The organism is Micromonospora sp. WMMD737, from assembly GCF_049179055.1.
In the GTDB taxonomy this organism is placed as follows: domain Bacteria; phylum Actinomycetota; class Actinomycetes; order Mycobacteriales; family Micromonosporaceae; genus Micromonospora; species Micromonospora reichwaldensis.
On record NZ_JBMHMH010000001.1, the window covers coordinates 5019807 to 5042316 of the forward strand.

Consider the following 22510-nt stretch of genomic DNA (forward strand, 5'->3'; position numbering starts at 1 on the left):
CTCCTCGCCTAGTGGATGAGCAGGCTAGTTGCCCAAGGGATGACGGTGCCGGTGGCGACGGTGTGCAGGGTGAGGGCGACTCCGGCGTGGCCGGCGATCAGGCCGGATCGCGCTGGGGTGGCGTCGGTGGCGTGTTGGATCAGCAGGCGCATCACGTGAGGCAGACGTGTGTGCAGGCTGGTGGTGCGGGCGTCAGCGGCGGCGTACCAGGCCGTTGCGGCGAGTCCTGCCCATCCGTGGCATAGCGATGAGTCGATGATCCGTTTGAGCTGCACGGGGTCGGCGAGGCAGCGGGACAGGGCCTCTTCGGCTGTCTGCTGCCTGGCGAGGTCGCCGAGAGCGATCCCGGCGAGCTGCTGCGCGCGGGTTATGCCGGGGGTGCCGTAGCACCAGGACGGCCGCGCCGGTCCGCTTGTCGCAGGCGTTCTGTTGTGCAGCTCGGTCGCTGTGATCTTCTCCGGCCACCACGGCCCGGTTGGGCTGCTCTGCCGCCAGTCGTCCAGCCAGGCGCAGATCCGGCCGAGTGCTTCGGCCTGTCCTGACACCATGACGTTGTGGCGCATGGCCAAGGCCAGGAGCGCTAAGGGGCCGGTGATGCCGTGCGCCATGCCGAAATTGGCGTGCCCACCCGACGCAGAACTGTGGGCATCGGGCGGGTCGGCGCTCCACCACCCGGGCGCGAGCCGTCCGGCCTCGTCGTGGGCGTCGAGCGGTTCGGTGAGCCGCACCAGGTACGCCAGCACCCGACGCAGCAGTTGTCCGTCCGGGTCGCGCCGTAGCAGATGGGCTCCCAGGCCGGTCAGCCCACGTACGAGGTCGAATTCCGACAGCGGAGGCCGGGCACATGCGGCGATGCGTGCCTTCGCGGCGGCCAGCCGGCGTTCGGTCAGATCCGCGACGGCGTGATCGAGCGTGTCGAGGGACGCCGGGTGGGTATGTGGCGCGGCCGTGGTCAGGGCGTGGGTGACAGCCGGCGTACCGAACCACAGTCCCGCCCCGCTGGCGTTGTTGAGCGTGTCAGCCGTCGCGTGCCGCAGCCAGGTATAGGCCGGTTCCCATCCTTCGTGCCCGGTCTGGGCTCGCACGCCGTGCAAGATCGCTACCCCGGCGGCACCCCTCGATAGGGATTGGGCGTACCAGCGGGTACTTCGTGGCCCGTAGTCGTCCGCCATGAAGTCCGCAGGAGGTGGCTCGGCCAGGGTGTCGGTGATGCACGTGGCCATCGTCTGGGCTGCCTGCAGCAGTGGACTCGCGAGAGGTACGGCAGTCATCAGGGCGCTCCTGCGGTGCGGACGCGGCGGCGCACGGTCGCCAGTGCGACGTGGCGGGCAAGCCGATATATGACCTGCTCGGCCGGCTCGTTGGGACCGTGAGCGCGGACAGAGTGCAGGTGAAGCAGCGAGGTGAGGACGTCGGCCGGCGTCAGTGGGCCGCGAGAGGCGGACAGTGCGTCGGCGTAGCGGGCTGCGGCCCGCGATCGCTCCTGCCATGCTTGCCGGACCGGCTCGGGCAGGGTGGCAGGGTCGAGGGTGACCGCTTGACGCAGCACATGCCGGTCGTTGGGCGCGCGCCCGGCCTGCTCCGGGTGGGCGACTAGCCACTCGCATGCGTCGTTAGGGCTGCCGAGCATCGCGGCGGCCAGGTCGATCATGCTCGCGGCGGTGAGGACCTGTCGGTTGATCTGACGCTCGGGTTGAGCGCCGAGCTGTGCCAGGGCTGCGGTCGAATCGGCCGCGAACAGCTCCTGCGCAGCGGCCAGCGCCAGGCCGGCTCCGTACCGGCCGGACTCGGGGTGGTAGGTGTTCAGGCTGAGGTCTCCGGCGAGGCCCTGCTGCCGAAGCGTGGCGGCCCACTGGCCGATCCGTACCGCCGCGTCGCCGTAGTCGTCGGTGTGCAGCCGCAGTCGAAGATGCGACGTGGGCTGGCGGAGGCGGACGAACCATGACAGAGGCGGTTCGGGCCAGTCGGTGAACAGCGCGGGCAGCCCTCGCAGTAGGACCAACTCCATCATGGCCGGCTCAACGGCCAGCGACGCGGACACGATGCTGCCTGTTCCGGGCATGATTGGCGGGGCCGGAGCGGGTGGCGGCCACGATCCTCGTGCGGTGATTACGGCCGGCGCCGCTGCGGGCTGGGCCGTGGAGGCGATTGGTACGACGATCTCGTGAGCACGCCCGGACAGCCACCCGAAGTCTTCCGGGCTCGCCGCATCTACCACGGTGATCGGTTCGGTGCTGGCGTCCAGGTGGGCGCGCAACAGGGACCGGTCCATGGCCTGATCGAGGTTGAGTCGAAGCCTTTGGTCGCCGCTGCCGATCTGCACCCATCCCGGTAGCCGCAGCCTCGAACGCACCACCTTCCAGGCGGCCAACCATTCGCTGTCGCTCGCGTCCGCAGCGGGCAGGCAGTCCGGGTCTACGCGCCACCGGGCGGCCGTGAGGAGAACCCGGCCGTATCGCAGCGCGGGTCGAAAGGGCAGGCATGAGGCCGCGCCCCAGTCGAAGGGTTTCAGCCGGGCATCCATGGCTCGTGGCAGTTCCACGAGAAACCGGCCGAGCAGAGGCATCGTGTGCAGAGCGGCGGCATGGGCCACCGTTGGCTCGACCACCCGTCGCCGCGACATCGACACCAGTACCAGCCGATCACGACCGACAGCCACACCAAGGTCATCAAGGCTGATGATGTCCTCGCTGACGGGGCGGTGCTCAGCAAGAGGGATCAGCCCCGGGAGGACCAGCGGGGAATTGAGTACGTTCTGGGCACGCAGATGGTGCGGTGGGAAACTCAACTGCGCCGGTATGGCGCCGTCCACCGCGACTGGTAGCCGCGCGAACTCCATACACATGCGCTCCCGCTCGGGATCGGGCAGCATGTTGAGGAAGCGGCCGCTCGTCGCCATCGCCGAGCGGCCCATACCGGTCAGCGCGATCGTGAAGCGCCCTTCTGTCAGAGCGTCCAGCGACGCCGCCCGGACCTCTGCCGTGATATCGACGTGAGGGCTGACGTGGCGCTCGTTGCGGTCGGGGCCGGCAAGGGCCTCCACGGCTGCATCATCGAGCGCCACCTCGCGGACACCGTCAATCACTGCCTGCTGGGCCAGCGCCAAGAGCCGCTCGTCACGGCGGGACAACGGAGCCGAGGCTGCTTGGGCCTCGCGGGTGAAGTGTTCCGGATAGCCCAGCCCGGTCATCGGATCAATCACCTGGGCCAGCGGTACTACCGCCGTCGTGCCGTAGCGGTCGACGAACCGGGCACGGTACATGCGCCACTCCGGCCGACCGTCCGGATGTGACGTCAGACGGCGCAGCGCGCCGGCCGAGCTCGCGATCTCGACGGCGACCTGTTCTCGCAGGGTGACCTGATCCGCGAGCCAAAGATCTACCGCGACCGGCTGTGAAACCGGTGCCACGCTACGCATCCGGTCAGCCAACTCACGAAGATGTGTCGTACCGCGTGGGATGACACCCAGGCCGGCTTGCAACGACCCGAGTGCAGCCGCGACGGACCGTTGTCCGTTGAGGTGGTAGTCCTGCACGGTGTCGAGCTGGTTCAGAATATGTCGCATCGGGTCGGCGCAGGTCGACGGTGGCCGAAGGCTGGAGATCAGCACGCCATGATCGACCAGGGCGGCAACCAGCGCCTCTGCGGGCTCACGCGGAGTCCGTGGAAACGCCGCGGTCAACGTGTCGACCAACTCCGTCCATGACACCGGCGCGGCGGCTAGCGATACGGCCAACCGCACCGCAGCCGTGTTCCTGACCGAGGAGATGCCGTCTGCGGGTATTGAAGCGTGCGGCCGGCACTCCACGGCGAGCCGAAGTCCGTGCCCCGCAGCCAGGTTGTTCGCCTGCACAGGCAGGCTGCGGCGCCCGCGCGGGTCGGCTTCAAGCCGCGCGATCAGAGACGCGAGCCAGCCCGCGTCCGGCCGCACCCGGACCGCCCACCGCTCTGACGGTACGACCGAGGCCGCCCTGGCGAAGCGCAGCGCCGCGACCCCCGAGAACAGCCCAAAGGGCGTCGCCCGCCGCTGAGCACGCACCAGGTACCGCGCCAACGCCAAAGCCATCCGCCAGCCTCGGTCGGCGTCGAGTGTTCCACCGGCGCACACTGCCTCGACTCGGGAAGCGAATTCGGGACTGGCGGTCCATACGGATTCGGCCACACCGGGGCGCTTCCACGTCTCCCGCAGCCAACCGTCAATGCCTGCGGCATCGCCTCGACGCGGCCACGGCCTCGTGCTGCTCGGCCACGAGTGCGCGGCGATGCGAATCGTGGCGGCATTAACCGGCCGGTACAGACTGCTTCTCGCCGCCACGATCCTCTCCTCACACTGGAGCTTGCTTGGTGCGGTGTCGCCGGTTCCGGTGAACGTTCGGGTCGCTCACCGGAACCGGCAAGGACAAGTGACTAGCAGTCGCTGCCCTTCACGGTGTCGCAGCCGTCGTCCGTGTCGGCCAGCAGCGAGGCGGCGACCGGGCCCTCCGTGACGATCTGCACGTCCAACTCGAACGGGTCGTCGCTGACGGCGAGCAAGTTGTTCATGGTTCCTCCTAGGGAGTTGGGATGATGGGTGGGCAGGTAGCCCCCGCAGCTACCGGCACGAACTTTGGGACCGCCGCTCGCGTTGGTCAGCCCGCTGTGAGCAGGCGGACCAACCACCGAGTGACGGTGTCCGCCAGGGTCGTCGATGTTGAACTTGTGGTTGAGGGCCACAGCTCGGCGGCGCGAGTTGTGTAGACCGTCTGACTCACTCGCGACTTCCTCTGCTTGAGGCGGGTCGGTATCGACGGTGCGGCCAGCGGTGCTTCGGCCTAGATGGGCCGGCGGCAGAGGGACGGGGGATGCCCGCTGCCGCCGGCCTGGGACCGTCCGCCGCGCCTCTTCGGCGGACGGTCCCGGTAGCCGCCGTGCGGCGACTACCCGCTGAGGGTCGATGGAAGGTGGTCGACCTTCCCGTGGCCCTTAGGGCTCAGGGGGTGAATGCAGAAGGCTTGCTCTTTTGCTGGCTGCAGCTGCCTGCTGTGGGTGGTCGTCATCGGATGCTCCCTCGGTACGGGTGTTGTGGTGCGCGACTCAGCGGTGGGCAGGGTGTGAGCCGCAGCGGCTAGGCGTTTCCGGCTGCTTTGACGGTGGGGTGTCGGCGGTGGGTGGCGGTGTCGGGTGGGTTGATGCGTCGGAGGAGTTGGGTGGCTTCGTCGACGGCGGCGCGCTGGTGGAAGAGGGATGGTTCGGCGGCGTAGCCGGCGACGATGGCGGCGAGGGGGTCGGTGATGTGAGTGGTGGTGTCGGCGAGTTCTTCGAGGAACGCCAGGGCGCAGTAGGGGACGTAGAAGGGGCTGTAGCCGCCTTCGTGTGCGGCGACGAGCCGGCCGTGGCAGAGCCGCTCGGCGGCGTGTTTGAGGAGGCTGGTCATTTGCCGGTAGGTGTCGGCGGTGAGCATCTGTCGGGCCATGGGGTCGAAGACGTTGGCGTCGTAGCCGTTGGCGAGCAGGATCAGGTCGGGTTCGTAGCGGTCGAGGGCTGGTATGACGATGTTGGTCATGGCGTAGAGGTAGGTGGCGTGGCCGCTGCCGGCGGGTAGTGGCACGTTGATGGCATAGCCGGCCCCAGCACCAACGCCGTTGTCGCGGATCTGGCCGGAGTCGGGTGGGAAGGAGTTGGCTTGGTGCAGGCTGATGGTGAGCACGCTCGGGTCGGTGTAGAAGATGGATTGGGTGCCGTTGCCGTGGTGGGCGTCCCAGTCCACGACGGCGATGCGGGCCAGGCCGAGTTCGGTTTGGGCGTGTCGGGCGGCGACGGCGATGTTGTTGATCAGGCAGAAGCCCATGCCGGTGTCGGCGGTGGCGTGGTGTCCGGGTGGTCGGGTCAGGGCGTAGCCGTTGGTGATGTCGCCTTCGGCGACGGCGGTGACGAGTTCGATCAGGCCGCCCGCTGCGAGGCGGGCGATGTCGTAGCTTCCGTACCCCACTGGGGAGAAGCCGTCTCCGGCGTCGCCTCCGCCGCGTAGGGCGCTCTGGGTCTTGAGGCGCCGGATGTGTTCGCTGGTGTGTACGCGTAGCAGTTCTGCTTCGGTGGCCCGGCGCGGTTCGATGATCGATAGCTCGTGGATGAGCCCGCTGGCGTAGATGAGTTCGTGGATGCGGCGTTTGGCTTCCGGGTTCTCGATGTGCACGGCGGGTTGTACGCCCGCGAGTGGGTGCGCGGGTAGCAGGCCGGCGCTGGTGCCGGTGTCGTGCCACAGGTACTCGGGGTGAAAGACGTAGCCGGTCGTCATGACGATCGCCTCCGGGCTTCGGTCGACGGTGCCGAGAGCGGTAACGGTCAGGCAGGGCAGGTGCTGACGTGTGGTTCGCTCGCGGACCGGGGCCGAGGGATCTTTGGCGGCGGTGCTGCGGCGGCGAGGTCGGCGACGAAGGCGTCGATCTGGCCGGTGCTGATGCCGGGGGCGCAGATGATGTGGCTGGTGTCGCCGTCGCTGGCGAGCAGCCACTTCTTGCACACCTGCTTTGGTGGAGTGGGCATGACGACGGTGAAGGCGTGGGGGTGCCGCCAAGCCGGCCATCCGATGGCGGTTAGTTGGTCGGTGGCGTAGGCGGCGAGACGGCGTGCCTGGGTGGCCCGCCAGCGGTGTCCCTCACGCCCGTGGGTGGCGATGGCGTGCCACAGCAGCGCGGCGGCCAACCCACACCGCGAGCCGGTCACGGTGGTGTCGCCGGTGTTGATGTAGGGAACGTGGTCGACGGGTTTGCGGAGGCTGTCGCGGATGAGGACGACTCCGCACGGAGTCGGCACACCGAGGAACTTGTGGCCGCTGATGGCGATGCTGCCAATGCCCGCGCTGTCATCCAGGCGTAGGCGGCCGTCGAGGGCGAGGGGGATGCCGGACAGGGCCGCGTCAACGTGGACGTGGGCCTCGACGCCGTGTTCGTCGAGGATCGCGCGGATGCGGGTGGTGTCGTCCACGGCTTCGGTCATGGTGGTGCCGGCCGTGGCGACCACGATGGCAGGCCACCGACGCCGCCTGCGCACCTGCATGGCGAGATGCCCGTAGTCCATCTCCCCGTCCGGCAGGGCGTTGACGATGACGCCCTGAACCCCGAGCATCCGGACGATCTTGGGGATGGAGTAGTGGGCGGCGGTGGAGTAGTAGACGCGGGCGCTCGGGTGGCGGCGGTAGGCGGCGTGCAGGGCGGACAGGTTGCCTTCGGTGCCGCCCGTGGTGACGTACCCCCATCGGTCGTGCGCGGGCATGGACAGGGTGTCGGCGACCCAGGTGACGACGGCCCTCTCCAACACTCGCGTGTGCGCCACGCCGCCGGGGTCAGCGGGGTCGCCGATGTTGTTCCACAGCCGGATACCGAGGCGGGTTATGACGTCGCTGTGGTCGAGGTCCACGGCGCCGGGGAATCCGATGCTCGTGGTCGCGGTGGCGTCGGCCTCGTGCACGAGACGGTCGAGGACGCCCGTGATGTCGATCGGTGTGCGGTTGAGGTCCGCGGCGTCGGCGAGGCTCAGGGTGTGGGTCATGCCGGCCGCCGTGCGAGTAGGTGGGCGGCGAGGGTGTGGTGCAACGCGGCGAGTTGCTGCCACACGGCGTGGGTGGCGTCGTCGCCTCGCTCGATGAGGTCTTCGTCGGGCCGGAAGTAGGTGAACTGGTCGACGTCGAGGTCCTTGTTGCAGCGAATCCCGGTAACGCCGAGGCGGGCGTGGGGGTCGCGGTCGATGTGCAGGGCGGTGCCGTCGGTCAGCAACGCCCAGCACTGGCCCTTCAGATCGAAGCCCGACAGGTTGCGGCCCATCGCGGCTGCCTCCCGCACACTGCGGGCGACCTGATACCAGCCGCCCCGGTCGGAGTCGAGGGTGCTGACCCCCACGCCGACATACGTCGCCCCGGCGGGCAGGGTCATGTCTCCGCCGTTGACCATCGACCCCTTCGGGCCGAGAGGACTCCACCGGCCTCCGATGGTGGCGATGTTGTCCGCCGCGACGGCCGTCAGGTCGGACAGGAGCCCGGATAGGTTGTCGGAGTCCGGCGATTGCGGCCACAGCCGGTAGGCGGTGTGCAGCTTGTAGCCGTGCGGCTCACCCGGCGCGTCGGAGACGAAGAACAGCATCACCCCGTGTGGGCCGATCGCGTCTCGCCGCCCGAACCGCTGGTCGGCTTCGATCATGTGGCCGGTGTTGAGCCGCTTGGATCGGTACGCGATCTGCATCCGCAGGTTCGCCCATGGACGAGCCTCAGCCGGCACCTCGTCATCGGACGGCGCCTGCGCCTGGGCGGGTGAGGGCGTAGGTGCGGCCTGCGGTGGGTCCGGGGGAACGTGGGTCTCGGGTGGGCGAGGGTAGTCACGGGGTGCGGGGGCCGGGCCGTGGCCGGGGGACGGCTGGTTGACCTGCCGCAGTGGAACGGTGGGCGTGTGCTCCGGGCGCTGCGAAACGGCGGGTGCGTACCTTCGTTGCTCTGGGACGGCGGGCGGGTACTCCGGCCGCTGGGCGACGGCCGACGGGTGGTCCGGTTGCCAGGCGGGGTCTCGGGCGTCGAGGGCGTAGCGTCCGACGGGTGGCAGGGTGGCCGCGTGAGTCGTCATCGTCGCTCTCTCTCAGATCGAGACGTGGATGGCGTCGGGAATCGCGTGCGTCTTCGGTGTTCCTCGGCCAATCCCGGCGTAGATCTCCGGACGCCGGCGCCGCAGGTGCCCCGCCCACATCCTGCCCGCGACAGCGACGGCGGCGAGGATCGCGGGCAGCAGGAACGGATACAGCGACCCGGGCGCGGCACCGAGCAGGGAGCCGACGTTGCCGACCATCGCAACCAGCACCACCGACCCGCCGAGCACACCCAGAGCCGGTGCGAGCCGCCACTGCCACACCCCCGGCTGTGGGCCACGCACGCTGGCCGGGGCCGTCATCGCGGCCACCGACGCGGCCAGCAGCAGACACAGCAGGCCCATCGCGCCCACCGTCGACAGCCAGGTGAACATCACCGCCATCGGGTCCGCACCAGAAAGCGCGAACGCACCCACCACGAGGGCCGCCACGGTGGTCTGGCTCAGGGAGCCGCCGCGCGGCGCGTTGACCCGCGTGGTGCTGCCGGTATGTGCGAGACCGACGGGCAGGACTCCCTCGCGGGCCATCGCGAATACGTAGCGGGAGATCACGGCGTGAAACGCCAACATCGAGGTCAGCACCGCGAAGATCAACGCCACGCTCGCCAGCGCAACCCAGAGGCCACCAGCACGCTCCAACACGGCAAACGGCAGGCCCCCCGCCGGATCCGCCGCCACCTCGGCGACAGTGTCGGGGCCGACCGCTATACCCATCGCCCACGCCGCGAGCGCATACACCCCGCCGAGAACGAGAACGGCGGCGACGGTGGCGCGACTGACCGACCGGCGATCGATGGCTTCCTCAACGAACGAGCCTGGGGCGTCAACTCCCATGAATGCGGCCACACACAACGCGACCGCGCCGCCGATGCCGCTGACCGCCAGACCGGAGGCGTCGAAGCCCGCCCACGACACCTCGCCGTCCGCCGGCTGCCACAATCCGGCGAGGACGAACACCGCGACGACCAGCAGCGAGACACCCAGCACCGTGGCCAGGACCCGGATGGAGAGCATGATCGCCCGCACACCCAGCACCCCGACAACAGCCAAGGCGATGCCCGCCCACACCCACCAGGAACCACCGAGCGCACCGGCCATCGTCGCCCCGAACAGGCCGTAAAGGCTGATCTGGATGCCGTTGTAGGCGACCAGAGCGACCAGGCCGGCGGCCACACCCCAACCACGGCCCAGGCCGTTGGCGAGGATGCCGTAGTAGGCCGCCGGATGACCGAGCTGACGCGCCATCGCCGTGTACCCGACCGCGAGCAACGCCACCGTGCCCGCCACCAGCACGAACGTCAACGGTAGAGCGGTCACCTTCGTGGTCGCATAGGTCGCCACGATGCCTCCGGCCAGCACCACCAAGGGCGCCGACGCCGCCGCTCCCAGCGCCCACAACCCGAACGGCGTCAACGTCCGCCTCGCGAGGGCCACCTGCACATGCGTCGTGTTCACCGCTGCCCCCGCTCCGGCACGTTCGGGCACCACGACTGGCGACAGCCCCCCACGGGATGCCGCTCTACGTCCCGGGCGTTTACGGCCACCACAAACACCGCCGCCGGGCGCACCGGCCCGGACTGCCAGTAGCCCTGGTCACGGTCGAGGTGCCGCTGCGCGATGTCGGCGTCGGGCGTGAACCCGAACAGGTCATGCTCACCGCTCGGCCACTCACGGCGGATCGCATACCCGAACTTGTAGGCGTCCGACGTCACGTCTCCCGCGTCCGTGACGGCGGCACCAATACGCGCGCCGGTCAACCAGGGCGGCAACCACCGCCCGGCATTGAGCCTCCGTGGTGGCGACGCGGTAACGGATCGCCTGGTAGAGGTCCGCATGAGGCACTTCTCCTTCCGTTTCAGGGTGCAAAGGGGTAGCCCACTGGCGGCGAGGTCATCGCCAGCAGGTGATCAACGAACTGTGAGACGGCCGTCAGGTAGAGCGCGGTACTGCCGCAGCGATCAGCCGGCCGTGAAACGGGGTCGCCCCACGATGCAAGCGCACCCGACGCGGCAGGCCGCCCGGCTGTCTCACGACGGGCGGAGGCCGCCACATCCGCCACAGCACCGGACCACCCGGCTGCAACGAGATCGGCGAGCGCGGCAGGTACCCGAGCTGGGCAAGGAGTTCCGTCCGAGGACGGTGGCTGCTGACCTCTGCGTACGCCGGCAGCCCAGCCGCGTCCAGCACACCGTGATAGCTGGCCAGCAAAGCTCGTGCTGCGGCGCCCCGCCTGGAAGGCACTGCCAGGTGCGCGAGGTAGTGATGCGGAGTATGCGGATGCACCGCATCGGCGCAGGCGTGCAGCAGACCGAAACGGGCCGCATACGGGCCGAACAACCGGTGCAGGTCAAACTCGTACGGGGCGCAGACGGGTGTTGGCTGCGACCGCGAGTACCACACCGCCACCGCGGTCCGATCGTCGGTCATGTCGACCTGGCCGTACTTCACGCCGTGCGCCAGCACCAGAAGCGCGTAACAGCGCAACACCTGCGAGCGTTCGACCGGATCCGGCACCAGCCACCCACCCACCGGCGACGCCGCCAACGCATCGGCCACCACGCCCGACAGGAAAGCGATGTCGTCACCAGTCGCGCGGCGGACCACCACGTCCACGACGCTCATGCCGCACCTCCCGGCACTGACTCCAACTTGCCGTGAGGGCGAGACATCGACAACGGCGAGCAGGACCCGCGCTCAAAGGTCGCCGCGAGATGCAGGCAGCCTGGATCGACACCCGCAGCGGGCAAACGGCTCCGCGCCGCCTCAATCAACCGAGGCGGGCCGCACACGTAGAACGCCTGTCCAGGACGGTAATGATCTAAGGCGATACTCAGCAGATCACCCTGCACGACCGGCTCCACATCGAGGTCAGCGGAGAGCGCGACCACCAACGTGAGCCAGTCACCATGAGCCATCTGAAGCTTGTCCAACGCCACCGCGTCATAAAGACCATCAAGGGTGCGCGCACCCACCACCAACGTCACCCGCCGCTTGAAAGGCGACGCGGCCACCCACTCGACCAACGCCCGCAACGGAGCAAGACCGGTACCCCCGGCCGCCAACAGCAGATCGGCATCGCCGGCCGCCTCCAACGACAGCCCGACATCGACCGCAGGCCCCAGCCACAACACCTCCCCCGCCTCCACCTCATTCACCAGGACGGACGAAACGTCACCCCCTGCAACTGCGCGGATGTGGAACTCCACCCGTCCGTCCGGGCGGGGTGCGTTCGCCGGCGAGAACCACCGCCACTGTCCCGGCAACCGAGGCGTACACACCGGCATCGCCTGACCAGCCAGGTAACTAAGACGCTGCATCGGGCGAATGGTCAACACCGCGACACCCTCCGACACCAACTCGACTGCCTCGGCCTCGCCGACCGTGACACCAGGCCCGTCTCCCATAGCCTCCGCTGCCCGCTCGGCCAGGCGCATTGCCCGACGACAACCCAGCTCCCAAGCGCAGGTCAGCTCTGGGTTCCAGCTCGCACCAGTAAGCCGCCGTACCGTGTCGGCCATCGCTGCTGCGGCAAGAGTGCCGTGGTGTGGGCTGAACCCGAACCGCCGGTACATCCGACCCAACACTGCCAACGCAGCCCGCCGGCCAGCCGGATCACCCCGACCCGCGATCAACTGCTCGAGCGTCGAGAACAGAATCAGTGCGCGATGTTGCGGCAGACACCGCACGCCGTGCTCGTGCATGGACGTCCAAAAGATGTCGCCGGCGGAGGCATGCGCAGCGAGAGGTAGCGCCAGCGAGGCTTCCAGGTCAGCCATCGTGGCCGCTATTCCTCGTCAGCCAACGACCCGCAGACCCAGCCAGCGCCGGATGAGAGCAGGTGACAGCCTGCGGTCCCCGGCACGGCCTCAGTCGGCCCGGCTCATAGGCCGCTGCGCCTGAGGTGGTCAATGAGCCGCCGGCGAGACCTATCGGCTCCAGCAGCCTTCGAGGCTGGCGCTCTTGCGGCGCCACTCGTGGGGCAAGCTCGAAGGTGTCGCGATGCTGTGACGTTAAGCCCACGTGCCCTCCCGGTGTTTACCAGAGGTCCATCGATCGATCTGCGGACCGGCGACCCTCTAGTCCTAAGCGCTACTTAGTCTTACCCGCCGGACTAGATCGAGACAAGTTGTCTGAGTCAACTTTCGTGTTCGAAGGCTGTGTCATGCTGTGTCGGTGCCAAACTGGCCTACGTTGAGACGCAGACGCCTTGCTCGCGAGCTGGCCAACTTGCGTGAGTCCGTCGACATGACGATCGAGGACGCGGCGGCGCGTGCGGGGATCTCCCCCTCACACCTGTCGCGCGTGGAGCGTGCGCTGGTGGGGGTTCGCGTGCCGGTAGTGCGAGCCTTGTTGACGACCTACGGCGCGAGCCCGTCGACAGCAGCCACTCTGGTGGAGGTTGCCCAGACGGCAACGCAGCGTGGCTGGTGGCATCGCTACGCGGGCAGCATTCCCGATGAGTACGCGACCTATATCGGGTTCGAGGCGGATGCCGCGCGGATCTGGAACTTCGAGCTGATCTCGATTCCGGGCCTCTTGCAGACCGAGCGGTACACCCGGGCGGTCCTCGCGGGTGGGGTCGCTCGACTGGCCGAGGAGGAGATCGAGCGACGTGTCGAGGTGCGCCTGCGTCGGCAGGCTCTGCTGCACCGCGAGAATCCGCCGGCACTGTGGGTGGTTCTTGATGAGGCGGCGATACGTCGGCAGGTGGGCAGCCCAGAGACGATGGCTGAGCAGTTGAATCACCTGGTGACGATCGCGGGGCTTCCGCACGTGGACGTCCAGGTGCTGCCGTTCGCGGCCGGTGCGCATCCCGGCACGCCGGGTGCTTTCGTCGTCCTCGGCTTCACCGACCCGGCCGACCGGGAGGTGGTCTATATCGAGACGATGGCCGGCGACCTCTACCCCGAAGGTGACGCCGACGTCCAAGCAGCCGTTCAGGCTTTTGATCGACTAAGGGCGACGGCACTGGGGCCGGATGACTCCGTGTTGATGATTCGTGACACTGCGAAGGAGTTTGCGTGATCGACTTCAGTCGCGCAACGTGGCGCAAGAGCACCAGAACACAGCAAAGCGGTCAGTGTGTTGAGGTGGCGAGAGTCGGCGAAAGTGTCGGCGTCAGGGACTCGAAAGACCCGACTGGTCCCGTTCTGGTGTTCACGCCCGGCCAGTTCGCCGCATTCCTTGAAGGTGCGGCCGAAGGCGAGTTCGGCCACCCTTCCTGAAAGAGCCATCCGCTCCGGTTACCAAACGGGCTGTCGATGCCCGGCTTTGTGCTGCCGTCGAGCCCGCCGGCAGCACCTTTCCTTGCCCACGATCACGCTGGCGCACTTACAGGTCGTTGAACTCGCCCTGGTTCGCGCCCTGCAGGAAGGCGTGCCACTCCGAGCGCGAGAAGGTGAGCCTCGGACCGCCGGGGTTCTTTGAGTCCCGCACGGCTACGCCGTCGGGCAGCGATGCCACCTCCACGCAGTCGCCGTTGAGGCTCTCTGAGCTCTTGCGCCAGGTCAGGCCCTCGGACGCGTCCGACATGTCGACTCCCTTCGCTACGTTAGGATCGAGACTGCCACAAGGCGGCGGGGACGACTAGTCTCCGGGCGCGACTAAACTTGATCGGCGGGTGGCACAGGACGGGACGATCCGATGCAGATGGACGAGTTGCAACGCATGCTGCGCAAGGTCGAGCGGTCGGTGTTCCGTCTCGAAACGCTAAGAACCTATACCGCTCCGGGCGAGGTGGACCTGCTTCGCGACTTCCGGGCGGGGCGTCCCCTGCCACCGCGCACCACGGATGCGGATCCGTGGCTGCGGATGGTGGCGGACAGCGTGGGTGCCGGTAGGCGCTGGAGTCGGGTCCACGTCCTGGACCGCCCGCTGTCGGACTATCTCCGCTTCGAACTGCTGGGCTACCACGGCAACGTGGCCGCGGGCGAAGACGTCCGGATCGCCGACCGGGCAGTGGCCCCCGAGGAACTGGGCGCGCTGACACACGACTTTTGGCTCCTCGACGACGCGCTCGCGGTGAAAATTCACTACGACGGGCGCGGCCGACGGGTGTCCATGGAGCAGACCAGCGACGTGGCGGCCTTCGTCGAACAGCGCGACCTCGCGATGAGGCACTCCGTCGCACTGCGTGACTACCTGCCGATGGTTCAGCATGAGTTGCGTAGATCCTGGTGAGCCCAGCGACAGACGACCGCGCGGCGCTTGCCGCACGGCTTCGCGAGCTACGCGAGGACTCTGGCCTGTCCACCACCCGACTGGCCGCGGCGCTGGGCTGGTCGCAGTCGAAAGTCTCCAAGATCGAAAACCGGCGCACGAAGCCGTCCGTCGCCGACATCCGAGCATGGACAGCCGCCACCAACGCGCCAGACGACGTCACCGCCGAACTGGTCAACGTCGCGGAGTCCATCCAGGTGGCGTCAGTCATCTGGGACCGGTCCCTCAGCGGCGGACGTGCCGAGCACCAACGAACCATCGGACGGCTACTTCAAAGCGCGACACAGATGCAGGTCTTCCAGCACGCGGCCGTGCCCGGACTACTCCAAACCGCGGAGTACGCCCGCAACATCCTCACTCTCGCCGATGTGTTCGGTGTGGGCGACACGTCGCGTGCCGCCGCGGCGCGCATCGAGCGGCAGTCGGCACTGTACGAAGAGGGCAGGCGCTTCGAATTTCTCATCTCGGAGTCCGCGCTGCGGTTCCGGGCGGCGCCGGCCGTGGCGCTCGCCGCGCAGTACGACAAGATTCTCTCAGTTTCCACGCTTCCCACGGTGAGCATCGGGATCGTGCCCATCGGCAGCCAACCGTCGATGGTCCACGCGCACTCGTTCGTGATCTACACCCTGCCTGATGACACTCGTTTCGTCACGGTCGAGACGTACACCCGCGAGTTGACCTTGACCGATCCTGAGGAGATCGACGTCTACTCGCGGGTGTACGCGTCGCTGCTGGCGGATGGGCTAGCTGGAGAGCAAGCTCGCGACCTCTTGAAGGGGCTACGAGCCGAAGCGATGAGCGCGTTGACCAGAGATAGCTGAACGCAGCCCACGTACCAAGGACGAAGGCCAGAGGGCTTATCTATCCGATGGTTGGGCCGCCACCGCCATCGAACGGTGCCGACAGAGTCCGGTTCACGGAGCCGCCAACGGGCTGCGCCCGTCCCAGAGACGAGGGCGGGCGCAGGTCACGCGGCGCGTGGCGGAGCGGGTTGGTGCAGGCGGAGCAGGCGGGCGAGGGTGGCGGCTTGGTCGACGGTCGGGAGGCCGGCTTCGGCGGCGAGGGCTTGGATTTCGGTTTCGGTTGCGGGGTCGGTCAGGTAGCGGGCCATCGACAGCGTTCCCGGCATGGCCGGAGGGTCGGTGTCGGGGTGTGCGGTCGGGGCCTCGCCGTCGGCTGTCCGCGTGGGCGGGGCCGGCGGCGACGGGTGTGTGTTCGCGCGTGATGTCTGGTCACGGCGTGTGGCCATGTCCCTCCCAGGACGGCTCGTGGCGTGAGGACGACGTGTCGGGCCATGGGCATCTCCTTCGCGGTGGTAGGAACTCGTTGACGATCGATCGGCGGATCGCGGCCGTGCAGAGGCGGCGGCGAGGTCGGTGTCGATGCAGGGCTGCGGACTGTAGCTCCGGTGGCCGTGGAAGTGAAGACGTGCGCCACTCACAGTGACTCACCGCGGTAGGCCGCTGGTGTGAGTGGGCCGGGCGGTCGCGGGGTCTGTCGCCGAACAGCGTCCGGTGACAGACATTGACAGCTTCTGGGAACTGCCGCTTCGCTGCCGCCCGGCGCGCGGCCCGGTCCGTCGCCTCGGTGCGGGCCACAGGGCAGGCAGTGACAGCTGCCCTGGGTTGGGGCGGGCACGGGCGGGTTCGGCGTCGTGTGAGCGCGTAGGCCGCCGGTACGCGCCGTGTGCTCCGCCCCGCCCGCATCAGGCGGCCCGGACTTCCTGGTCGGGGACGGTGTGGGTGGGGAACTCGCTGTCGTGGCGGGTATCGGTGTAGGGCAGGTCTATGAGGCGGTGACGGCCGGCGTTGAGGCCGATGAGCTGCCACACCTGTTCGGCGGGACTGGTGCCGAGTGCGGTGCGTAGTTCGGCGGTGGTGGTGGCGATGACCGCCCTTGGCCTGGCCTCGGCAAGGCGGTGGTGCAGGTTCGTCTCGCGTCGGGCGGAGGGTAAATGGAACAGGACCGGCCACGCCCAGGTGCTCATCGCGTACACCCGTTCGTACTTGGCGATCTTCTCGGTGAGGATGTCGAGGCGTTCGAGGCCAGTGTCGTACTCGATGAAGAACGGCACGGACCGCCCGTGCTCGGTCCAGACCCCGGCGCCGTCGGGGCGGGGCAGTCCTGTCGGTCCGTGGACCATCATCTCGGGGTTGCCGCCTTCCCGGTAGAACACGCCCGGGTCGTGGAAGGCGGAGGCGGGCTGCCAGCGGTCCAGGTGGCTGTTGGGGTGGGTGCGGGCGTGGGCGGCGAGGTCGATGAAGACCTGGTTGCCGCCGAGTAGGTGTGGCAGGTCCGGGCGGCGGGTGAGGGACTGTTTGCGGCGGCGGGCTTGGTCCCGGCGGGGTGGTCCGAGTCCGCGTTGGGCGTGGACGTGGTCGTAGCCGAGTTGGTCCAGGACGTAGTGGTACGGGTAGGAGCCGCCGTCGGCCTTGTTGGGCCGGAACCGGTCCACGGCGCGCAGGACGGTGAGGCGGCGCAGCCGCCGTTGGGCGAAGTCCAGGGACGGGAACAGAGCGGTGGCGATCTGGTCGGTGGTGAGGACTCCGTGGTCGTAGAGCCAGCCGAGGAGCCGGTCGTCACGGGCGGTGATGCTGGCCTGTAGGCGTAGCAGCGAATCTGGAGCCGGCAGCCGGTTACGCATGGGCGGCCCCCGGGGGGAGACCCCAGACTTGAGGGTCTGTCTGGAGCGGCATCGGAGCGCTGAGAGCGGGGTCTACCTGGGCTGTGAGCGGCTGTGGGGGGTCAGGTTGGGGGTCAGGATCAAGGCGGACGGTAGAACGGGGATCGGCGCTGACTGCGACACTGCCGGGCACACCGGTTCCGGCGTGACGGTGCGGTGAGAGTGGGTGTGAGTCGGGTCGGTTGCGCTGGTGAGGTTCGCGGTACGAGGCGATCATCGTTGGTGCTCCAAGTCAGAGGTGCGAGTAGGTGTGAGATTGGTGCGCCCGCCGCCGCAGCGGGCGGGAGCAGGTGGACAGCTCCGGTCGGCATCTGTCGGCTCGCGGGCCTGCTGACAGACGCGCACGCTGGTCTGACAGCGTCGGCTCGGGCTGACAGAAGCCGTGGGGTGGGGTTCTGTCACGCGGCCTCCCGATGTGACAGATCCGCAGTCGGCGGGGTGGTCTCGGCGCGCAGGACGCGCACGAGGGCTGAGGCGGTGGCGTTGGACAGTTGGTGTCCGTCCGCGCGGAGTTGTCGGGCGAGGGCTTTGCGGGACAGCGGTGTCCCTTCGGCGGTGAGGTTGTGGGCGGCGGTCCGGGCGGCCGGGACCAGTGCGGCGACTTCCGGACCGCTGTCGTCGGTCGACGGCTGATGGTCCGGGAGGTCCGGGACCGCCGATGGTTGGTCCGCGACGGCGGGGACCGTTGTCGCGGAGTCCGGGACCGCGACGGCGGTGACGCGGACCGGCGGGCGGTTGTCCGGGACCGACGTGTCGACGGTCCGCGGTGGTTCGGGCTCCGTCGGCGCGGGTTGGGCGGTTGAGGTGGGTGGGGTGGGGTCGGCGCGGCCGAGGGCGATCTTCACCATCGCCAGGAAACCCAGGGCGGGTAGGGCGGCGGCTATCCAGCCGATCACCGACGCCTCGGCCTCGACGACCTGCGCGGCCAGGGACAGCAGCACCGCCGCGGTCAGCATGGTGGTGGGGAAGGCGATGCTTTTGCCCAGGCGCCGGTTGCGGCGCAGTTCCAGGCCGGCGGCGATCGAGGTCAGCTCCAGGACGATCGCGTCGGCCCAGGCCAGCCAGCCGGGCTGGCCGTGCGCGGCGGCGACGTCATGCACGTGGGTGAAGGACGCCGCGCCGGCCGCGCCTCCGATCAGCAGCATGATCGCCACTTGGGCGCGGTCTTCCAGCCGCTGCCGCCCCGGCCCTGCCGCAGCGGGCGGGTCGCGGCGTCGCAGGTCATGTGTCGCCAAGGGCCCACCACCTGTGGCCGGCTGGCCCGGAGGACACCTGGTGAGGCGTCGTCGCCCAGATGCGGACGACCGGGAGGACCGCCGTGACGGCCGGGCCCGTAGAGACGATGTTGTCGAGTGGAGTCACGATCTTCTCCAAATTGGGGTGTGGGTGTGGGTTCCAGGTGCGGCACGAGGGCGGGATCGCCCGCGGGTCGCGCCTGCCCGCCGGGTACGGGCAGGCGCGACCCTGCCGGGTGACGCCCGGCCGGGCGGACCCCTCACGTGGGCGCGGGGGACGGCAAGTCACTATGGTCGAGTCAAGGAACACGCCAGACCCCACGCAGGGGCAGGCAGCAGGGCAAGCAGGCATCGCCGCGGCCCGCACAGCAGGCTGCGGTCAACAGCGTGGACACAGGGCGGACGGCCAAGCCGAGCCACAGATGATCAGGACCCACCACCGACAGCGCGCAGGCGCTCACGTGGTGCGGCGGCTCAACTCGCCGACAGACGATCCTTCATGGGGTCCTCCCATCACTCGACGTATCCCGACAGGGTCGGCACCAGCAACGGCAGGCACCCCCGAGTGGAGGTGCCTGCCCGCTGCGTCTGTGGCCGACCGCGCCAGCCGGCGCTGCGGGAACGTCTCTCCATTACGCCCCGGAAACCCGATGGAGTCAACCACCGATTCCAACCGATCAGCCGCCAAGTCTTGCCACCAGTCCGCCTGAGTGCTATAGATGTCGCCCGCGTCCGTGACGGTCCCTGTCCGTCCACGCGATCGCGGTCGAGAATCTTTCTATGACGTCTCGCATCTTGGGATGTCGATCTCTGTAGGGGGATGCTGGAACGCGAACCGGGTGGTCATTCCGGCCTCGGCCACCTGGTTCGTGGCCTTCTGTTGTCCAGCAGCTGTGGTGGTGCCACGGAGTGCGGGTGCCGTGACGAAGATCGTCAGATGGCGATGGCAGTCCATCCGTGCCGGCCGCTGTCAGGGGTAGCCGCTACACTCCCCGGCCGTGGCAAGAGGTGAGTCAACATCAATGCGCCCGGGCGGGGAACACCTCTACGTCCTGCAATTCGACAACGGGGTCATCAAGGTGGGCCGCACCGGCGACCCCCGCACGCGCCACGAGCGTCACGAGCGAGATTGCGGTCGCTACGGTCTCACCATCAAGCGCCGCTGGGTCTCGGAGGAATGGCAGGGCGCCCAGTGGGCGGAGCGGCAGCTGATCGCCGTCTGCGCCAAGATCGGCAGACGCACGCCCGCGGGCCGCGAGTACTTCCGCGACGTTCCCTTCAGCATCGCCTGCCAGCAGGCCCGGCAGGCGCACCTCACCACGTGCCCAGACTGCCGCCAAGGGGTGGTGGCCGCGCCGATGCGGATGGCCGCCACCGTCGCGAGCGACGCCTCCGATCACGATGGTGAGCTCGTCTGCGACTTCCGGCTGCCGTGCGACGGCGTCATCACCGCACGCCTACACGACCCGGACATGGCCCCCGACGGCAGATATCCAATGCGCCGGGGCGAGCACTATGACATCGACCTGGAGTACAACGAGATCGACGCCTGGAACATCCGGAGGGCCGAACCACGTACCCAGCCGCTCGCACCTGGTGTGCCCGCTCGACAGTGACCGCCCACCTTCCGGCCTGTCCGGACGCCCGCCGCGACACCGCTCGGGTACGCATGAGCGCTCACGCTGGCATGCCACTGACGCTGGTTTCGCTACGCGACGGCGCTCCTCACGGTTGACCAGCGCGGGAGGGTTGCCGAACGGCTGACGGGACGCGTCACCTCGATTGGTGACCGCTTCGTGAACCAGCCGGCGAAACCGCGCTGGGAAGACCCGGCCACCGTCGCGCGCCCCCGGGCTGGTCGGGTACGTGAGGCGGTCGTTCGAGAAGACCGTGCGAGGGCCATCGCGCGGCGGGCAGCGCGCGCGGCGGCGCACATGCCCCGCTGCCCGACACACTGCAGATTCCGGCAGTTGCCACGCTCACTCGGTTGGTGCGCGGCGGCGACATCGAAGGCGAGCCGCCACAACAGCGGATCGATCACATCATCGGGCAGGGCAGCGAGAGCACTGAGTCGTTCGCGGAGCACGGCGAGAAACCTTCCGTCGACGGGTCACGCCGCCCCGCCCGATCACGGCAGGACGACGGACACGATCGACACTCACCTCTGCCTGAAGGTCAAGTCGTCAGGCCATCCGCTGGTCCTGCGGGCCGAACTTCCACCGCCAGTTGAGGCGGTGGCGGCCGAAGGTGCGGTGTTCGCCCTTGAAGCCGGCGCGCAGAAGCTTGATGTCGGCCACGAGGCGGATGATCTCCCGCTTCACTGCGATGTCGCCGTCGAGTTCCTGCCACGCCGTCACCGCCTGGTCGCCGATGCGTCCGCGTAGCACGGCGGGGATGCCGGCGTCGGCGGCGCGTTGTTCGTATTCGGCGATCTGCGCGAGCAGGCCCTTCTCGGCGCGGGCGTAGGCGATAGCGGTGACCTCACCCTCCTCACCCAGCTTCCGCCAGTCTTCCAACTCTCCGCGCAGCCGTTGCGCTTCCGCTCGGGCGTGCGAGACGTCCTCGTCGCTGGCGCTGGCGGCGGTGAGGATGTCGTAGACGTCGGGGCGGGACAGCCACGCCACCACCGCGCGCTGCACGTACTCATCGAGGAACTCGGCCTTCACCCCGACGTGCCGCTTGTGCAGGCACGAGTACACCTGCCCGGTCCAGCCGTGCCGATTCTGCCGCTGCGATGACAACGGGCCGTCGCATACGCCGCAGCGCACGATGTACGACAGCAGGTGCACTGCGCGGCCGGGGCGGGTCGTCGTGCGCGATGGGTCCTGCAGCATCCGCACGATCGCCCAGTAGGTTTCCTCGTCCACCAGTGCGGGCCAGATCCCGTCGCCGACGATCTCCCCGCGTAGGACTCGCTTGCCGATGTAGGCCGGGTTCATCACCTGCTTACGCAGGATCCCCCGCCGCCAGATCCCGCCCTGTGAGGCGGGGATCCCGAGCCGGTTCAACTCGGCTTCCCGCGCGGTCAACGGCATGCCCTCGGCGATCTTGCGGAAGTTGTCCCGTACCACCTGCTCACGCGAATACCGCGTCACCGTTCCGTCGGCCGCCACGGCGGTGTGGATCTCGGTGTCCGGCTCCTGACGAAGCAACGCTCGGGTGCGCTGGTCGTAGATCCGCCGGTACCCGTAGGTGATCTTTCCGTGTGGGCGGCCGGCTTCGGCGGCGCCGACGATGCCGCGCAGCACGTTGTCGCGGATCGAGTCGGCCATCCACTCGGCCTGCACCGCCTGGAAACCGAGCATCATCCGGTCGTTTTTGTCCCGCAGGTCATACAGCACCCCGCCGACCAGCCAGAAGTAGAGGCCGACCTCGTGGCACATGTCCCGGATCTTCACGAACACCGCGAGGTCGCGTTCCTTGCGGGAGATCTCCCACACCACCAGCACATCGCCCTTGCCCGCCCGGATCTGCTCGATCAGCAACTCGAACTGCTCGCGCTCCTTCGTGGCGCGGCGACTCGCCGAGCGGTGGTTGTCCGTGAACGACCCCGCGTCCGTCCAGGACCGCTTCGTGATCTCCGCCAGGTTGAGTACGCCCTGGTCGTGGACGCTCTTGCCCTGCTCCTTCTTGTCCTGACTCGCGCGCTGATACCGCAACGCCCGCACCGCCGCGCCACCAGCCAGCAACGCGTCCTTGCTGTCGAACCGGCCCGCACTTCCAGGCCGGGTGTTCCGCCGTACCATCAGAACCGTCCCCTTAGATCG

20 protein-coding genes are annotated in these 22510 nt (G+C 68.7%); 5 read left to right on the forward strand and 15 right to left on the reverse strand.

Going from position 1 to position 22510, the window contains the following annotated elements; translation table 11 throughout:
- Positions 1-8 precede the first annotated feature (8 nt).
- From ACN27A_RS22090 to ACN27A_RS22135, 10 genes are all read right to left on the reverse strand, one after another.
- Entirely contained in the window at positions 9-1271 is a 1263-nt protein-coding gene (locus ACN27A_RS22090) for a lanthionine synthetase C family protein (RefSeq protein ID WP_421456514.1), read from the reverse strand.
- A complete protein-coding gene (locus ACN27A_RS22095) occupies positions 1271-4315 on the reverse strand; it encodes a lantibiotic dehydratase (protein ID WP_421456516.1) in 3045 nt (1014 codons plus the stop codon). The genes ACN27A_RS22090 and ACN27A_RS22095 overlap by 1 nt, the downstream gene beginning before the upstream one ends.
- Before the next feature lie 92 nt (positions 4316-4407).
- Positions 4408-4542, reverse strand: a complete 135-nt coding sequence (locus tag ACN27A_RS22100) for an FxLD family lanthipeptide (protein ID WP_421456517.1) — start codon at positions 4540-4542, stop codon at positions 4408-4410.
- Positions 4543-5104: 562 nt separating this feature from the next.
- Positions 5105-6274, reverse strand: coding sequence for a class II histone deacetylase (locus ACN27A_RS22105; protein ID WP_421456519.1), 1170 nt, complete (start codon positions 6272-6274; stop codon positions 5105-5107).
- A 47-nt stretch (positions 6275-6321) separates the two neighbouring features.
- Complete coding sequence (locus ACN27A_RS22110; protein ID WP_421456520.1) at positions 6322-7527, reverse strand: histidine decarboxylase; 1206 nt, start codon at positions 7525-7527, stop codon at positions 6322-6324.
- Complete coding sequence (locus ACN27A_RS22115) at positions 7524-8249, reverse strand: hypothetical protein (protein ID WP_421456522.1); 726 nt, start codon at positions 8247-8249, stop codon at positions 7524-7526. The genes ACN27A_RS22110 and ACN27A_RS22115 overlap by 4 nt, the downstream gene beginning before the upstream one ends.
- Positions 8250-8600: 351 nt before the next feature.
- Positions 8601-10091 (reverse strand): APC family permease, encoded by a 1491-nt coding sequence (locus tag ACN27A_RS22120; protein WP_421456524.1) that lies wholly within the window; start codon positions 10089-10091, stop codon positions 8601-8603.
- Positions 10058-10318, reverse strand: a complete 261-nt coding sequence (locus ACN27A_RS22125; RefSeq protein WP_421456527.1) for a hypothetical protein — start codon at positions 10316-10318, stop codon at positions 10058-10060. The genes ACN27A_RS22120 and ACN27A_RS22125 overlap by 34 nt, the downstream gene beginning before the upstream one ends.
- Positions 10319-10535: 217 nt before the next feature.
- Positions 10536-11228, reverse strand: coding sequence for an N-acetyltransferase (locus tag ACN27A_RS22130; RefSeq protein WP_421456530.1), 693 nt, complete (start codon positions 11226-11228; stop codon positions 10536-10538).
- Positions 11225-12382, reverse strand: coding sequence for an FAD-binding oxidoreductase (locus ACN27A_RS22135; RefSeq protein ID WP_421456532.1), 1158 nt, complete (start codon positions 12380-12382; stop codon positions 11225-11227). The genes ACN27A_RS22130 and ACN27A_RS22135 overlap by 4 nt, the downstream gene beginning before the upstream one ends.
- Positions 12383-12779: 397 nt before the next feature.
- Between ACN27A_RS22135 and ACN27A_RS22140 the strand changes: the two genes are divergently transcribed.
- Together ACN27A_RS22140 and ACN27A_RS22145 are read left to right on the forward strand one after the other, a co-directional pair.
- Positions 12780-13631, forward strand: coding sequence for a helix-turn-helix domain-containing protein (locus tag ACN27A_RS22140; protein WP_421456534.1), 852 nt, complete (start codon positions 12780-12782; stop codon positions 13629-13631).
- Complete coding sequence (locus tag ACN27A_RS22145) at positions 13628-13831, forward strand: DUF397 domain-containing protein (RefSeq protein WP_421456537.1); 204 nt, start codon at positions 13628-13630, stop codon at positions 13829-13831. The genes ACN27A_RS22140 and ACN27A_RS22145 overlap by 4 nt, the downstream gene beginning before the upstream one ends.
- 106 nt (positions 13832-13937) lie before the next feature.
- Here ACN27A_RS22145 and ACN27A_RS22150 read toward each other — a convergent pair whose 3' ends face one another.
- Positions 13938-14138: a DUF397 domain-containing protein gene (locus ACN27A_RS22150; RefSeq protein WP_421456540.1), complete on the reverse strand. Its 201-nt coding sequence runs from the start codon at positions 14136-14138 to the stop codon at positions 13938-13940.
- 111 nt (positions 14139-14249) lie between these two features.
- Between ACN27A_RS22150 and ACN27A_RS22155 the strand changes: the two genes are divergently transcribed.
- Positions 14250-14786, forward strand: coding sequence for a DUF6879 family protein (locus ACN27A_RS22155; RefSeq protein ID WP_421456543.1), 537 nt, complete (start codon positions 14250-14252; stop codon positions 14784-14786).
- Complete coding sequence (locus ACN27A_RS22160; protein ID WP_421456546.1) at positions 14783-15646, forward strand: helix-turn-helix domain-containing protein; 864 nt, start codon at positions 14783-14785, stop codon at positions 15644-15646. Before ACN27A_RS22155 ends, ACN27A_RS22160 begins: the two co-directional genes overlap by 4 nt.
- A gap of 146 nt (positions 15647-15792) precedes the next feature.
- On the opposite strand, the gene ACN27A_RS22165 is transcribed toward ACN27A_RS22160, so the two are convergent.
- From ACN27A_RS22165 to ACN27A_RS22175, 3 genes are all read right to left on the reverse strand, one after another.
- On the reverse strand, positions 15793-15954 hold the full coding sequence (locus ACN27A_RS22165) for a hypothetical protein (RefSeq protein ID WP_421456548.1): 162 nt from the start codon (positions 15952-15954) through the stop codon (positions 15793-15795).
- A gap of 576 nt (positions 15955-16530) precedes the next feature.
- Entirely contained in the window at positions 16531-17469 is a 939-nt protein-coding gene (locus ACN27A_RS22170; RefSeq protein ID WP_421456550.1) for a replication-relaxation family protein, read from the reverse strand.
- A gap of 437 nt (positions 17470-17906) precedes the next feature.
- Positions 17907-18743 carry a DUF2637 domain-containing protein gene (locus ACN27A_RS22175; RefSeq protein ID WP_421456551.1) on the reverse strand — a complete coding sequence of 279 codons (837 nt, stop codon included), beginning with the start codon at positions 18741-18743 and terminating at the stop codon, positions 17907-17909.
- A gap of 998 nt (positions 18744-19741) precedes the next feature.
- On the opposite strand from ACN27A_RS22175, the gene ACN27A_RS22180 reads away from it, so the two are divergent.
- The gene (locus ACN27A_RS22180) at positions 19742-20359 is read left to right on the forward strand and encodes a hypothetical protein (RefSeq protein WP_421456553.1); all 618 of its coding nucleotides are present in this window, start codon (positions 19742-19744) and stop codon (positions 20357-20359) included.
- A gap of 567 nt (positions 20360-20926) precedes the next feature.
- On the opposite strand, the gene ACN27A_RS22185 is transcribed toward ACN27A_RS22180, so the two are convergent.
- Positions 20927-22489, reverse strand: coding sequence for a recombinase family protein (locus ACN27A_RS22185; RefSeq protein ID WP_421456555.1), 1563 nt, complete (start codon positions 22487-22489; stop codon positions 20927-20929).
- Between the last annotated feature and the right edge of the window lie 21 nt (positions 22490-22510).

What these genes read in the sequence shown, in the direction of transcription:
- ACN27A_RS22105 (WP_421456519.1), bottom strand. Translation starts at nt 6,274, where the DNA reads ATGACGACCGGCTACGTCTTTCACCCCGAGTACCTGTGGCACGACACC.
- ACN27A_RS22090 (WP_421456514.1), bottom strand. Translation starts at nt 1,271, where the DNA reads ATGACTGCCGTACCTCTCGCGAGTCCACTGCTGCAGGCAGCCCAGACG.
- ACN27A_RS22100 (WP_421456517.1), bottom strand. Translation starts at nt 4,542, where the DNA reads ATGAACAACTTGCTCGCCGTCAGCGACGACCCGTTCGAGTTGGACGTG.
- ACN27A_RS22155 (WP_421456543.1), top strand. Translation starts at nt 14,250, where the DNA reads ATGCAGATGGACGAGTTGCAACGCATGCTGCGCAAGGTCGAGCGGTCG.
- ACN27A_RS22165 (WP_421456548.1), bottom strand. Translation starts at nt 15,954, where the DNA reads ATGCCGGGAACGCTGTCGATGGCCCGCTACCTGACCGACCCCGCAACC.
- ACN27A_RS22110 (WP_421456520.1), bottom strand. Translation starts at nt 7,527, where the DNA reads ATGACCCACACCCTGAGCCTCGCCGACGCCGCGGACCTCAACCGCACA.
- ACN27A_RS22170 (WP_421456550.1), bottom strand. Translation starts at nt 17,469, where the DNA reads ATGCGTAACCGGCTGCCGGCTCCAGATTCGCTGCTACGCCTACAGGCC.
- ACN27A_RS22135 (WP_421456532.1), bottom strand. Translation starts at nt 12,382, where the DNA reads ATGGCTGACCTGGAAGCCTCGCTGGCGCTACCTCTCGCTGCGCATGCC.
- ACN27A_RS22150 (WP_421456540.1), bottom strand. Translation starts at nt 14,138, where the DNA reads ATGTCGGACGCGTCCGAGGGCCTGACCTGGCGCAAGAGCTCAGAGAGC.
- ACN27A_RS22130 (WP_421456530.1), bottom strand. Translation starts at nt 11,228, where the DNA reads ATGAGCGTCGTGGACGTGGTGGTCCGCCGCGCGACTGGTGACGACATC.
- ACN27A_RS22185 (WP_421456555.1), bottom strand. Translation starts at nt 22,489, where the DNA reads ATGGTACGGCGGAACACCCGGCCTGGAAGTGCGGGCCGGTTCGACAGC.